The organism is Nocardia jiangxiensis NBRC 101359 (assembly GCF_000308615.1).
GTDB classification, from domain to species: domain Bacteria; phylum Actinomycetota; class Actinomycetes; order Mycobacteriales; family Mycobacteriaceae; genus Nocardia; species Nocardia jiangxiensis.
On sequence record NZ_BAGB01000174.1, the window covers coordinates 293,551 to 307,075 of the forward strand.

The 13,525-nt window shown below is 66.1% G+C and carries 16 protein-coding genes; 3 read left to right on the forward strand and 13 right to left on the reverse strand.

The annotated features are described in order from the left end of the window. Positions 1-59 precede the first annotated feature (59 nt). The 8 genes from ON40_RS47640 to ON40_RS47675 form a co-directional block, all read right to left on the reverse strand. Positions 60-1,478: a cellulase family glycosylhydrolase gene (locus tag ON40_RS47640; RefSeq protein ID WP_157186854.1), complete on the reverse strand. Its 1,419-nt coding sequence runs from the start codon at positions 1,476-1,478 to the stop codon at positions 60-62. Between the two features lie 176 nt (positions 1,479-1,654). Next, on the reverse strand, positions 1,655-3,031 hold the full coding sequence (locus ON40_RS47645; RefSeq protein ID WP_040832635.1) for an NAD-dependent succinate-semialdehyde dehydrogenase: 1,377 nt from the start codon (positions 3,029-3,031) through the stop codon (positions 1,655-1,657). A gap of 159 nt (positions 3,032-3,190) precedes the next feature. Further along, positions 3,191-3,607: a YbaB/EbfC family nucleoid-associated protein gene (locus tag ON40_RS47650; RefSeq protein ID WP_040832636.1), complete on the reverse strand. Its 417-nt coding sequence runs from the start codon at positions 3,605-3,607 to the stop codon at positions 3,191-3,193. Between the two features lie 33 nt (positions 3,608-3,640). Then, the gene (locus ON40_RS55715) at positions 3,641-4,192 is read right to left on the reverse strand and encodes an alpha/beta hydrolase (RefSeq protein ID WP_051194661.1); all 552 of its coding nucleotides are present in this window, start codon (positions 4,190-4,192) and stop codon (positions 3,641-3,643) included. A gap of 98 nt (positions 4,193-4,290) precedes the next feature. Further along, the gene (locus tag ON40_RS54230) at positions 4,291-4,842 is read right to left on the reverse strand and encodes a hypothetical protein (protein WP_051194662.1); all 552 of its coding nucleotides are present in this window, start codon (positions 4,840-4,842) and stop codon (positions 4,291-4,293) included. Continuing rightward, the gene (locus ON40_RS47665) at positions 4,839-4,988 is read right to left on the reverse strand and encodes a hypothetical protein (RefSeq protein ID WP_157186855.1); all 150 of its coding nucleotides are present in this window, start codon (positions 4,986-4,988) and stop codon (positions 4,839-4,841) included. Before ON40_RS47665 ends, ON40_RS54230 begins: the two co-directional genes overlap by 4 nt. Before the next feature lie 167 nt (positions 4,989-5,155). Then, positions 5,156-5,926: a 3-hydroxybutyrate dehydrogenase gene (locus tag ON40_RS47670; protein WP_051194663.1), complete on the reverse strand. Its 771-nt coding sequence runs from the start codon at positions 5,924-5,926 to the stop codon at positions 5,156-5,158. Then, the gene (locus ON40_RS47675) at positions 5,923-7,305 is read right to left on the reverse strand and encodes an MFS transporter (protein WP_040832712.1); all 1,383 of its coding nucleotides are present in this window, start codon (positions 7,303-7,305) and stop codon (positions 5,923-5,925) included. Before ON40_RS47675 ends, ON40_RS47670 begins: the two co-directional genes overlap by 4 nt. 104 nt (positions 7,306-7,409) lie before the next feature. Between ON40_RS47675 and ON40_RS47680 the strand changes: the two genes are divergently transcribed. Together ON40_RS47680 and ON40_RS53665 are read left to right on the forward strand one after the other, a co-directional pair. Then, on the forward strand, positions 7,410-8,372 hold the full coding sequence (locus ON40_RS47680) for a LysR family transcriptional regulator (RefSeq protein ID WP_040832639.1): 963 nt from the start codon (positions 7,410-7,412) through the stop codon (positions 8,370-8,372). A 106-nt stretch (positions 8,373-8,478) separates the two neighbouring features. Then, positions 8,479-8,799 (forward strand): hypothetical protein, encoded by a 321-nt coding sequence (locus ON40_RS53665; RefSeq protein WP_051194664.1) that lies wholly within the window; start codon positions 8,479-8,481, stop codon positions 8,797-8,799. Between the two features lie 49 nt (positions 8,800-8,848). Here the strand turns inward: ON40_RS53665 and ON40_RS47690 are convergent, their stop codons facing one another. The 3 genes from ON40_RS47690 to ON40_RS47700 all read right to left on the reverse strand — a co-directional run bounded on the left by ON40_RS47690 (position 8,849) and on the right by ON40_RS47700 (position 11,253). Next, on the reverse strand, positions 8,849-9,679 hold the full coding sequence (locus tag ON40_RS47690) for a YoaK family protein (protein ID WP_083896476.1): 831 nt from the start codon (positions 9,677-9,679) through the stop codon (positions 8,849-8,851). 288 nt (positions 9,680-9,967) lie between these two features. After that, positions 9,968-10,324 (reverse strand): BlaI/MecI/CopY family transcriptional regulator, encoded by a 357-nt coding sequence (locus tag ON40_RS47695; RefSeq protein ID WP_040832715.1) that lies wholly within the window; start codon positions 10,322-10,324, stop codon positions 9,968-9,970. Positions 10,325-10,380: 56 nt separating this feature from the next. Further along, on the reverse strand, positions 10,381-11,253 hold the full coding sequence (locus ON40_RS47700; protein WP_306305421.1) for a TetR/AcrR family transcriptional regulator: 873 nt from the start codon (positions 11,251-11,253) through the stop codon (positions 10,381-10,383). A gap of 161 nt (positions 11,254-11,414) precedes the next feature. Here ON40_RS47700 and ON40_RS47705 point away from each other — a divergent pair, with 161 nt between their 5' ends. Further along, entirely contained in the window at positions 11,415-11,999 is a 585-nt protein-coding gene (locus ON40_RS47705) for a flavodoxin family protein (RefSeq protein WP_040832640.1), read from the forward strand. Between the two features lie 92 nt (positions 12,000-12,091). Here the strand turns inward: ON40_RS47705 and ON40_RS47710 are convergent, their stop codons facing one another. Next, entirely contained in the window at positions 12,092-12,829 is a 738-nt protein-coding gene (locus tag ON40_RS47710; protein WP_083896479.1) for a sterol desaturase family protein, read from the reverse strand. Then, positions 12,826-13,525 (reverse strand): FadR/GntR family transcriptional regulator (locus ON40_RS47715; protein ID WP_040832641.1); only part of this gene is annotated, 700 nt, incomplete at its 5' end. The genes ON40_RS47710 and ON40_RS47715, both read right to left, overlap by 4 nt.

The following is a 13,525-nucleotide window of genomic DNA, read 5'->3' on the forward strand; positions in this document are numbered from 1 at the left end:
CTTCCGCAGCCGAAACTCATCGGTCCGGGATCCGGTTCGTGAGCGACGCCGCAGGACATTCAGCGGCGGGTCACCGTCAGCTGAACCGCGGACTGTCCGGGAGTGGTTCGCAACTGCAGTAATTCGGCATTCGGCGCGGAGACGACATCGGCGCCGTGTACGTCGACCCGATAGCCGTTCGGGTAGTCCGCTGCGGGTAGATACACCTGGGTGCGGAGGTCACCGGCGAACGGGCGGCCCGAATCCGGGCGTGCGGTGGTGTAGCGGAGGTCGAACGTCGCGGTGCCGGGGTCGAAGTGCCATCCCTGCGGGGTGCCTGCGACGACCTGCGGATACGGGCGAACGATCGGCCCTGTGGGGCTGACCAGATCGGGGCCGGTCGGCGGTTGCTGACTGTGGCCGGGCAACTGATTCTGCGTACTGGACCACAACATCCAGGACGCCATGGCGTCATCCATGCTGCCGGTGACGCGTTCCAGTGTCGCCGTATCCTGCGTCGCCCCGAATTCGGTGACGATCCCGGCGGTATCGGCCGCGCGAGTGCTGTCGAAGCCGTTGCCGGGGCAGGTCCGGATCGGTCCGAGGCAGTAATCGTGAAAGCTCATTCCGGCGCGGGGATCGCCGGTCGGGTTCGGCATGCGCACCGGCGAGCCGAAATCGGTGGTGACGAACGGTTCGTAGAACAGCAGATGCCGCGGGTCCACCTGCCGGATGGCGGTCATCGCCTTGGCCTCGAGGACGGCGAGCGTGTCGCGGGTGAAGTCGGGGCAACCGTCCAGCAGGCAGGTCGGTTGCGTGATGCCCGGCCACGGCTCGTTGATGAGGTCGTACCCCAACACGTAGCGTTCGCCCGAGAAGCGTTGCGCGACATGCGACCACATGGCCGCATAGTGTTCCTGCACACCGACGCCGTCCGGCGCCGGATGATCGTGCCAGAAATTGGCCCACGTCCGATTCTGGGCCGGGCTCAGCGTGTAGGCCGCGAACAGGCCCTGGATCGGGCCCGGCGGCAGTCCGTCGGAGAACGTCGCCCAATCGGGGAACCCGTCCCAACTCGCTCCGACCGACTTGTTGAACGCATCCTGATGCGAATCCACCAGGGAGTAGATGCCATGCCGGGCCAGTACCTGCTGGGTGTCCTCGATCTGCGCGATATATCGATCGTCGTAAACGCCGGGCCGCGGCTCCACCGCACTCCAGGCGAACCCCAGCCGCACCGCATTGATCCCGTGCGCTGCGAGAAACGCGGCGTCGCGATCACCGAACCCCCCGGCCGCCGGATGGAAAGGCGGGTACTTGTACACGAGATTCACCCCGTGCAACGTGACGACCCTGCCGTCGGCATCGGTGATCCAGCGCCCCACATGCCCCAACTCCGGGTTCATCGGCGTCGCCGTGGCCACCGGCGCCTGCAGACAGCCCGCCGCCAGCAGCACCGCCACTCCGAGCCGCCGCATCATCCGCGCGATCCTCGTCATCTCGGGAACCTTCACCGAGTACGCGGAATCGTCCGGGTGCACGCATCGGTGAAATTCTCGCACTCGACTGCCATGACCGCCTCGATCCACTCGCGGGGGTAAAGCGTCCGACCAGCACAGAATATGCGCCGACGTTCCACGGTCCCGCACGCAGGGATGGCCCGGGATCCGGACTCTCAGTGAGCCGAGGTCCGCCGGAGTTTGGTGTTGACGAACTCGCCCATGCCCCAGCGTGCCAATTCACGTCCGTAGCCGGAGCGTTTGACGCCGCCGAACGGTATGCCGGGCAGCGTCGTTCCGTGTTCGTTGACGTAGGCCATTCCGACGTCGAGACGGTCGGCAACTCGCGCCGCGCGGGTGAGGTCGGTGCTCCACACCGACCCGCTCAGGCCGAATCCGACGTCGTTGGCCAGACGCACCGCGTCCTCGTCGGAGGAAACCCGATAGACCATGGCGACCGGGCCGAAGATCTCCTCGGAATAGGCGTGCATCCTCGGGGTGATGCCGGTGAGCACCGCGGGTTCGAGGAACGCACCGTCTCCGTCCCGGGGCGAGCCGCCCGTGTGCAGCGTCGCACCCTGCCGTACCGCGGCGTCGACCTGGTCGGCGACCGTGTCCCGCGCGGACACCGAGGACAAGGGCCCCACCTCGGTTTCGGGGTCCGCCGGGTCCCCGACAACCGCACGTTCGAATTCACCGACCAGCCCCCGGACGAAGTCGTCGTAGAGTTCGTCCAGGACGATGAAGCGTTTCGGTGAATTGCACGCCTGCCCCGCATTCGCCAGCCGAATTTGCGCGGCGATCCGGGTAGTTCTGGCCATATCGTCGGTGTCCAACAGAATGAACGGGTCGGAACCGCCCAGTTCGAGGACCGACTTCTTCAGGTTTCGCGCGGCCTCGGTGGCGACCGCAACGCCGGCTTCCTCACTTCCGGTCAGTGACACTCCGCGGATCGCCGGATGCGCCAGCATTTCGGCGATCTGGTCCGGGTTCGCGTACACGTTGATGAACGCGTAGTCGAGAACACCTGCCTCATGCAAGACATCGGCCATGAGTTTCGAGGACGCCGCGCAGATCGAGGCGTGCTTGAGCACGATCGTATTGCCCACCAACAGGTTCGGTGCGGCGAAGCGCGCGACCTGGTAATAGGGGTAGTTCCAGGGCATCACTCCGACGAGCGGCCCGATCGGCAAGGTGTGCACCACCGACTCCTGTGCGCCTTGCGGGTCGAGTTGCTCGGGGGAGAGCAGGTCCGGACCGTTCTCGGCGTACCAGCGGTAGATATCTGCGGAAAGCTGCACCTCCGCGGCCGCCTGCTTCGCCGGTTTACCCATTTCTCGCGTGATGGCCGCCGCCAACTCGGCCGACCGTTTCTCGTAGAGCTGCGCGGTTCGTGCCAGCGCGGCCGCGCGTTCGGCCACGGGCGTGAGCCGCCAGGTCTCGAAGCCCTCGGCGGAATGTTCGGCGATAACGGGAACCTGGTCGTCGGCCAGCTCCGGAAATTCGTCTTCCGTGGTACCGGTGGTCGGATTGGTGGTCACATAAGTACTCACAACGCACTCCTTCATGTCATCGGTAGGTGCAATGTGCTGCGCCGGCCACCGCGGCCGGGTTTACCCCGCACTACCCCGCACAACCGGCGCTACGCACATTCTGATGTCCAGGGGCCGGATCACGCCGCGCGGGTACCACGCGAGGAGTTTCGTCTGCGGTTACCAGCCGGATTCGCTGACCTGCGGCGGATGCGATTGCTCGGTATCAGGGTAGATCGGTTGAGGTTCATTGCGCGCCAATGTCTTTCGCAATCCGCCCGCGGCAGTTCGGTGAGCGATGGCTGCGACACAAGGGTCTTCGTGTAGATCCCGTTGGATCTCGCTCGCCGCGGCGCGGGCCCAGCTCAGCGCGGTGGTGTGGGCCGCGGTGATCGCGGCGGCGACATCGCTGAGATGCAGGGCATGCAGGGCGGGGTCGAGCACCAGGTCGGCGATGCGTCCGTCGATATCCACTGTCACCCGGACCTGCCCGCCCAGCGCCTCGCCGTTGCCGCGCACCTGCGCCAGTTCCTGTTGTGTCGCGGCAACTTTCGCCATCATGCGCTCGAGTGCGGCGTCGGGATCGGTATCGCTCATCGCCTCAGCGCACCTGGTCGGGGCGGTTGGCGATCAGGCTACCCAGATTGCGCAGGGCCTGGCCCGGTTGCCCGTCGTGGGAGTCCCAATAGTCGCTGTGGCCACCGGGATCGGAGGTGAAGACCCGGCCGCCGTGCTCGGGCGAGGTGACATCGTTGCCGAACCAGCCGTGCGGGTTGTGCTGCGGATGAAAGGCCGGCGCGCTGGACCCGTCCGCGCCGCATCGAGGATCTCACCCGAACGCGCCGGTATCCCGATCCAGTCGCCCTTGGCTCTGGTTGACCAGACATGTTGCGGCACTTGGTCTTGCGGCACACCCGTCAGATGCAGATCGCCGGCGTGGTCGACCGTGCTGCCGGGGCTCGCGACGAATACGACGTTGTCGGCGTTCAGCGGGCCACGCGAACTCGGGGGATCGTCGGGATGGAGCTGATCGTGGCCGGCGGCGTCGCCGATCACGGTGGTGCCGTAGCTGTGCCCGACGACCGTGTTGTAGGACGGTGCGCCCACATGCGAGGCGCGCAGTCCGTTCTGAAAACTCTTCAGCGCCGGTATCGGCGTAGGACCGATCCGCCGCGGCGGCATACCCCTGCGGCGCGTCGTATCCCTCCCGCAGAATCACCGAAGTATTCGGCGTGCCTTGGTCTTTCGCGGAATTCAGCATGGTCGGGCTGCGGTTGACGTCACCGGACATCTTCGCCAGTCCCGTTCCGGTACCGGGTACGAACGTCGCCACGTTGGTCGCGAGATCGGGATTGTTCAGCGCCAGTGCCCCGTGCGGGCAGCAGATGCGCCTCGAATTCCCGCGCTTTGGAATTCGCTGCCAGCTGCGCGATCTGGAGCGCATTCGACCGGCCGACGGCCGAGACATGAACCATCGGGGCGATCACGTGTCCGTCGGGGCACACGGTGCAACCGGCGGCAGCGGCCCGATCCGCCCAGTCCACCACGGTTTTCTTCGCGGCGCTCAGCGCCGCGGCGGCATCGCCGACGGCCTCGATCCGGCCGTCCACGGCGGCGGCGATATGACTGCCCGCGATGTGGTGAGCCAGGCTCGTTTCAGCAGCTCGCTGCGACGCGTCACCGGACCAGGATCGCGAGGTCACCTGATCCACCGCGATGCGCATAGCGTTCAACGCTCCGGAGAAGGCGCGATTGTGTTCGGTCAGCTGCGTCGCCAGATCGGCGAGCCCGTCGGGGGTGGTCGCGCGGATATCGTCGACTGTCGCGGTCACACGGCGCCCTGATCGTAGGTGGTCAGTACCTGGGTGTTGCGCCTTTCCATCTCGCTGTAGTCGGCGATCCCCGCGCCGACGGCATCGTGCATGCCCTGGATTGCCGCGGCGACCTGCCTGTATCCGTGCGCGACGGGTTCGGCCATCCGCGCGGCACGAACAGACAGCTGAAGCGAGGCTATCAGCCGCACCGGTATCTGCGGTGCCGCTGATTCCTGGGTCGGTTGGTGTTCGTGCCGCGCTGCGTGTGTCGGCGGATCCTACTGTGGTGCAACGTAACTGGCGGTTGTCACCGCGCCGGTACACATCCGGATCATCGTGCGCTCCATCCGCCGTCCATGGTGTAACTGGCTCCGGTCACCATGCGGGCCGAGTCGGTGCACAACCAGCCGACGAGGTCGGCGACCTCGTCGGGTTCCACCAATCGCTTGATGGCGGCCTCGCTCAGGAAGATTCGTTCCTCGACTTCTCGCTCGGGAATGCCGTGCGCTTCGGCTTGCTCGGCGATCTGGTTGTCCACCAGAGGAGTTCGCACGTATCCGGGACTGACGCAGTTGCTCGTCACGCCGTGTTCGGCGGCTTCCAGTGCGGTGACCTTCGACAGCCCTTCCAGGGCGTGTTTTGCGGTGACGTACGCGGATTTGTAGGCCGAGGCCCGTGTTCCGTGCACGCTGGAGATGTTGACGATGCGCCCGTAACCGCGTTCGTACATGTGTGGCAATGCCGCGCGGACCAGCAGGAACGGCGCCTCGACCATCAGGGTGAGCATGGTGCGGAACCGGTCGGGCGGGAAGTCCGCGATCGGGCTGACGGTCTGCACGCCGGCGTTGTTGACCAGGATGTCGCAGTCCAGGCGCAGGGTCTCGAGCCCGCTCACCTGGCTGAGGTCGACCTCCCATACGGTCCCGCCGATCTCGTCGGCGACCTGTTTCGCGCGCACACCGTCGATGTCGGCGACGGTCACCGAGGCTCCGCGGGCGGCCAGTTCGCGTGCGCAGGCTGCGCCGATTCCGCTGGCGCCGCCGGTGACCAGCGCGGTCCGTCCGGTCAGGGCGTCTCGGCTCGGGGGATACGTCCGGGTCACGCGGGACTCACTTTCGGCTCGGGTTCGGGTGGCAGGTGAGATGTGGCGGTTCGGTCGAGTTCGGTGAGATCCGCGCCTGCGGTCTCCCGGGCGGCCAGGACCGCGAAGATGGTGATCACACCGGCGAGGGCGAGATAGATCGCGATGGGTACCGAGGACCGGTAGACCTCGAGCAGGCGGACGGCGATGATCGGCGCCAGCGAGCCGGCGAAGATCGCGGTCACCTGAGATCCCAAGGACACACCGGCGTAGCGCATCCGGGTGGGGAACATCTCCGCCATGATGGCCGGCTGCGCGGCATACATGGCAGCGTGTGCGATCAGGCCGATCGCGATCGCGAACACGATGATCACGCCGCGACCGCTGTCCATCATCGGGAAGCCGACGAATCCCCAGACCATCGCCCCGATGGCGCCGGCCAGATACAGGGGCCGGCGGCCGATTCTGTCGCTGAGCCGGGCCATGGCCGGGATGGCCACGAAATGCACCGCGTTGGCCATGAGCAACCACCACAGGATGGCGCCGGTCTTCACCCCGACGTGTTCCTTCAGGTAGGTGACCGAGAAAGTGACCAGTAGGTAGTAGACGATGTTCTCGGCGAACCGCAGCCCCATCGCGGTCAGCACAGCCCGCGGGTATCGGCGCACCACCTCGAGCACACCGGATGCGGCCGCGTCCTGTTGCTCGGATTCTTGTTGTGCCGCAACGAAGATCGGCGCTTCTCGCACCTTCGTGCGCACGTAGTAGCCGGCCAGCACCACGACCGCCGACAGCCAGAACGCAACGCGCCAGCCCCACGAGAGGAACGCGGCGTTCGACAGCGTCGAGGTCAGCACCAGCAGCACGAGAGTCGCCAGGATATTGCCCAGCGGCACCGCGGCCTGTGGCCAAGAGGCCCAGAACGCCCGGCTGCGGTTGGGGCTGTGCTCGGCGACCAGCAGGACCGCACCACCCCATTCACCACCCAGGGCGAATCCCTGAATGAACCGCAGCAACACCAGAAGTGCCGGAGCCCAGTACCCGACCTGTGGGAAGGTCGGCAGGCATCCCATCAGAAATGTGGCAGCGCCGACCGTCAACAGGCTGATCTGCAGCAGTGACTTGCGGCCGTGCCGATCGCCGAAGTGCGCGAACACGATCCCGCCCAGCGGCCGAGCCGCGAACCCGACCGCATAGGTCACGAACGCGGCGAGGATCCCATCCAATTCGTTGTGTCCGGCCGGGAAGAACGCCTTGCTGAACACCAGCGTGGCCGCCGTGCCGTAGAGGAAGAACTCGTACCACTCCACGACGGTGCCGGCCATGGAAGCCATTGCCACCCGCCGCAACTCGCTCCCCAGGGGCTCGGAACCCGGTGGCCGCGCATCGAGCACGCTCATCGCCATCACTCCTTCGTGACTGCTGACACATCACCCCTCATCTGTGATGTGGCACACAATCGGATCAGGAAATTGAGTATTCGTGCACATTCGACTCCGAATCAATGACGAATCTCGCACCCCATAGCTGCAAGAATGCAGATATGGCAGGGATGCACCCGAATCCCGATGATCTGCTCGTACTGCTGGCGGTCGCCCGGACCGGGCGTTACGTCTCGGCGGCCGAGGAATTGGGCATCAACCACACCACCATCTCTCGCCGCATCACCACCCTCGAACGCGCGCTCGGCGGCCGCGTGCTCAGCCGAGGTCCCGCCGGATGGGAATTGACCGACCTCGGCCGTGCGGCACTGACCGCGGCCGAGGCGGTCGAATCCGCGGTCCGCTCGCTCGCCGGGGACGAGCAGGGCGGACAGGTTCTGCAGGGCGTGGTCCGCATGTCGGCCACCGACGGCTTCAGCGCCTATATCGCCGCCCCGGCCGTGGCGGAGGTCCGGCGCCGGCATCCGGGGATCATGGTGGAAATCATCGCCACCACCCGTCGTGCATCGCCACAGCGGTCCGGCCTCGACCTCGAGATCGTCGTCGGCGAACCCAGCGTGCGCCGCGCCCGCGCCATGCCACTCGGCGATTACGTGCTCGGCCTCTACGGCACCCAGCCCTACTTCGACGCCCACGGCATCCCACGGTCACCAGCCGACCTGGCCGACCACCCGCTGGTCTACTTCGTCGATTCCATGCTCCAGGTCGACGACCTGGACCTGGCGCCCAGCTTCGTCCCCACCATGCGCGAATCCGTCACCTCCACCAACGTATTCGTCCACGTCGAAGCCACCCGAGCAGCCGCAGGTATCGGCCTGCTGCCCTGCTTCATGGCCGACCGCCACCCCGACCTGATCCGCGTCCTGCCCGGCTCGGTCGCCGTCCGACTCACCTATTGGCTCGTCGCCCGCCCCGAAACCCTCCGCCGCCCGGAGGTAACCGTCCTCGTCGATGCACTGCGCACCCGCGTGCGCTCCGAACGCGCCGCCCTGCTCGGCGAGACGTCGTCCGATCAGCAGGACTGATACCCGAACCTCGCCGCAGGACCGTATGCGACTGTGCGACCGGCGTGAATCGCCGAAATGGTCCCGAGCGTTGTGATATCCGAGCTGGATCGTTGATAGTCGTCCTATGAAACGAGTGCTCGCATGTGCAGGTATCGCCGCCGCCGCGCTGCTGGTTGCGGCTCCGACGGCTTCCGCCAATCCGTCCGATGACCTTGCCAATCGCCACGATTGGTCGGGACAATTCGCTTCACGGAACAACCTGATCTTGTCCTCGCGCATCCTGATCAGTCCGTACGGGACGACCCGGCCGCTCATGTGCAGTGGTGGTGACGGCCATTACTCCCTGTTCCCGTACGACTGCACGCAGAACGACGACAACGGCGTTCCGCACACGGTGGAGCGCTCCTTCCCGCTGGGAACCGGCGGAGTCTGGGTCTATCGCTGAGCCCGATCCCTCGCATGGCGCACCGCCACGGTGTATCCGCCGAGTCGCGTCAAACATCCCGGGACCTGAGACCGTCGAGCGGTGATGGGTCCTGGTTGGGGCGCTCGGTGTTCGATGCGAGTTCGTCGTGGTGGCTGTGGTCGCGATCCGTCCCGAGGAGAGTGGGAACAGTTGCCTGCACGGGGTTCGTTCTCGGACCGTTCGAGGCGGACATGTAGTGGAACAGCGCGACCAGGACGGATCCGGCGGTGGCGATGTAGAGCATTCGTGATCCGCTGACCGCGAGGCTGGCGAGGCCGCCGATGGTTGCGCCGGCCAGGAAGGATCCGTATTGGATTGCGTAGCCGGCCCATTCGCTTCTGCTGCTGCCGTGCAGGTGGCGTGCGATGCCTTGGCCGAGTTTGACCACGCTGCCGGTCAGGTAGGAGATCGGGATGGACACTTCCCCGTTTTTGGAGAATGCGGTGTTGAGGGCTCCGAGCCCGAAGGCGGCGAACAGTACGGGGACGAGGCCGAGGAGGGGGTTGTGCGGGGACAGCCAGAGGTCGATCACGGATGCGATGATCAGTCCGGTGGTGTTCACTGCCATCGCGATGTGTGCGTCGCGTGCGGACCGCCGGTGCTGCAGGACCGACGAGGTGATCACTCCGAGCAGGAACATCACGGTAAGTGCCATGGCCCCCGCGGCCATCGACGGGGCGCCGGTGAACCAGCCGAGTATTCCGCGCTGGGCGTTACCGCTCATGGCGGTTGCGAAGTAGCCGGTCGAGTGTGTGAATGCCGCCGCTCCTACGAACCCGGCCAGCATCGTCAAGGTCAACGGCAGTCGAATGTCTCGGTTTCTGAATGCTTCCGCGATCCCGATACCTGATCGTGGCATGGAAGATGGCGCCTTTCTGTTCACGGAAAACGGTGACTGCGCATCGTGCCGCCAGGGTGGGTTCCTGGACACGCACGAGTGTGGCGGCGTCGTCGGCGCCTCGTGATCGGCGGGATGCCCGGACAGGTGCCGGCCTGTCCGGGCGGCGGGCCGGTCGACCCGATGAGGGGGCGGGCCGAGCGGCACGGCCACGACGTTAAGCCATCCCCGTGCCGACAGGCATGACCATGATCACTTTCATGCCGCTTTATCAGGGACTTCTCAGAAAATACTATCCGGCATAGTTTTTCAATATCGGCTGCGGAGGCCGCGCCGCAACGCGTCGACTTCCCGGGCATTGGCGGTGCGCGCCAGATGTAGCAGTACCGCAGAGGCGTCTTGGCTGCTGTCGAGAATTTCCCGTAACAGGTCGGTGGTGGCCTCGGCGCGGCTACGGCGCGGCCGATAGAGATAGGCCCGGCCGACCTTGTCCCGGTCGACCCAGTCCTTCTCCCACAGGTGGGTGACAACGGTCAACACGGTCGTGTAGGCAGGCCGATGGTATTGATCGGCGAGCCGGTCGACCAGGTCATGGACCGACAGTGGAACCTCGCTGTCCCACAAGACGTCCATCACCCGCGTCTCGAGCGCGCCGAGTTTGTGCACGATCTTTCCTTGCTGTCGCCATGAGCGACCCCGCACCGCAGGTCGGTGCCGCATCGTCATTGTGCCCGATCGGAGCCGGTTGTTTCCGTGTTCGCACTGCCGCGAAATGCCAGCTGGCCGCGGCTGTCGAGATGCTGGTTGTTGCTGCCGGCGGATCGGTAGGCCTCGTTGAGCCGTGTGAGCCATTCGCGCAGCAGGCCGGCTTCGAAGACGCTGAAGCCGGCGTCGGTCACGGGGTCGGCGTTGCCGGCGGGGGTGATGATTCCGAGTAGTGACTGGGTGCGGTCGGCGACGGGGGAGCGGTCGTCGGCGCGGAGTGTCGCTTGCTCTGTCAGGGCGTCGAGCACGATGTCACGCAGTGGTCGGATCAGCTGGGCGTGCCGCGCCTCTTCCGGCTGGGCCAGCAGGAGCAGAACCGCGCCTGTCGTGGACGCCTCGATGGCCACCGCGGCCGCTTCGACGGGTACCCGGAGCAGGCCTTGCGCGTTGGCGCGTTCGAGCATGCCGCGCAGGATGGCTCGGTTTTCCGTTGCCGCCGCGGGCTGGCGGCCCGGCCGTATGTCTCCGTACATCAGCGTGTAGATGGCGGGGTTGGCCAACCCGAACGAAACATGCACATCCCAGCCGCGGCGCAGGTCGTCGATCGGGTCTTCGCTCGGCTCGAATGCGCGCTTCTCGGCGAGGTAGCTCTCGAAGCCGAAGCTGGCCACGGCGTCGAGTAGTCCGTCCTTGTCGGTGAAGAGCCGGTACAGCGTCGGCGTCTGAATTCCGGCCGCTGTCGCGACCGCTCGGGTGGACAGTCCGGATGGCCCGGCAGTGGCGAGCAGTTTCACCGCCGCACTCAGGATGTGCTCGCGTTGGTCGTCCGACCCGCCGCTGCGTCGATCGTTGGGTGGCATGTACCGATGATAACGGAAAGATGTTGACATTGACAATTACGTTGTCACGGTTATAGCGTTATCGATGTCAACAACGTGAGCTGTCCAAGTCCCTGCCGCCGAGCGCGTAGCCGGCGATCGCTACCCGGGAACTGACCGAAATCGCGGGCTCACGAGAGTCTCGAACCCCCTGCACGACGAGAGGATCCGACATGCCATCCGTCCAAGTCGCCATCGCTTACTATTCCGGCTACGGGCACACCCTCGAGATCGCCAAGGCCGTCCACGACGGTATCGAGTCGGTGCCCGAGGCCCGCGCCGACATGGTCGACGTAGCCGACATGACCGACGCGAAGTGGGCGATCCTCGATGCCAGTGACGCGATCATCTTCGGAACACCGACCTACATGGGATCGGCGTCCGGGGCGTTCCACGCATTCGCGGAAGCCACTTCGAAGCGCTGGATGACCCAGCAATGGCTGGACAAACTCGCGTCCGGGTTCACCAACTCCGGATCGATGAGTGGCGACAAGCTGCACACACTGCAGTACCTGGCGCTGCTGGCCGCGCAACATGGCATGCACTGGGTCAGCCTGGGCCTGCTGCCCGGCTGGAACACCACTACCAGCAGCGAGCACGATGACAACCGGCTCGGGTTCTACCTCGGCGCGGGCGCCCAAACCTGGAATGACCAAGGCCCGGACGCCGTCCACGCCGCCGATATGACCACGGCGCGCCACCTCGGAGCCCGGGTCGCAACCCAAGTCCTGCGCTACCAGCGTCCGGTCGCGTCATAGGCCTGCGGACAGCTCGACAACGCCCTGCCGGATCCGGGAACGGAGACTATGGAATCGGGTCCGGCATCGCCGCGAGCCCATCGATCGGTCCGTCAGGCGGCTCGCTGCGAGTGTAAGGATTTCGCTGTGGGGGAGTTGGGGATTGCGGCGGGGTCGGGGTGGGTGCCCAGGACGCGGTCCGCGGTGCCGGAGGTGGTGACGGTGAACCAATAGTGCTCGTTCTTGAAGTGGTGCAAGCGATGGTTCTGTCTGACCGCCTTGAAGATTCGGGTTCGCGGCTGGTAGTCGGTGTGGATCAGGTAGTGGATCCACTCGTAGTTCAGGCCGAGCACTCCGATCGTGGTCAGGAAGATCAGACCCGAGCCCGGCCGTGGAAATGCCAGCAGCGCGATGGCGAGCAGTGCGGGCAGCAGCCACAGGAAGGTCTGCCACGGGATGAAGATCAGCCCCACCTCGCGCGGATCGGCATGATGCGCACGGTGTTTGCGTGCCAGCAGCGAATCCAGAGTGAGCCTGCCGATCCGGCGTGGCCGCCAGTGCAGCACGCAGACGTGAATCACCCACTCGGTGAACGGAAACAGCGCGAGCATGACCGCGGGCACGACGGCGTCGGTGTACTGCCAATCGCTGACGATGATGCGGGCCGCCGCGGCGGTCGCCAGCAGTCCCGCGATGATCCACGGTGACGGGTGGCGAGCGAATTCGCGAGCGGCTGCGATCAGGGTGAGTTCTCGGCGACGGCCGCGGGTTTCGGTCGTTCTGACGAGGGGAGGGAAGCGGCGACGGCTGCCGTCATCCTCGGCGTTGTGGATCCGCGCGGTGACGTTCATGGCGTATTCTCCTCGAGGCGACGCATCAACATGTCGAATTCTGTTGTCGCCGTGGCCAACAGCTGCGCGGCCGCCTGCCGGGCAAGTGCCGCGTCACCGGCGATGATCGCCTCGGCCAGGGCGCGATACCGGTCGATCTGGTCGACCTCGGCCGCCATCACTTGCACCAAGGCCGCCATGGCCGGTTCGTAGACGGCACGCAGATCGTTGAACAGCAGCCGGTACACGATCGAATCCGCGGCATCGACCACGTGATCCCAGAAGCCGAGGGCCTCCAACTGCCGAGCGAGCGGATCGGATTGCGCGGCAAGCGATTCCACGGCACTGTTCAGCGCCCCGGCCGCGTCGGCGCCACCGCGTTCGGCGGCCAACCCGGCGACTTCGCGGCCCATTGCCGACCGTGTCTCGAGGATGCTGCGCAACACATCGTCATCGACACGGCCGGCCCGCAGGATCAGCCGGGGCAGCAGATCGAGTCCGGCAGCGCGGCGGAAGTCGCGCACGGTGGTCGCTCCGCCCTGGCGCACCTCCACCAGCCCGCTGTGTGCCAGGCGTTGCATGGCCTCGCGCACTGTCGGCCGGGACACCCCCAATGCCTCGGCCAGTTGCCGCTCGGCCGGGAGCGCCGCCCCGGGTTGCAACTCTCCGTCGAGCATCTCGCTCAGGAGTTGGTCGTACACCGAATCGGGCGCGGTT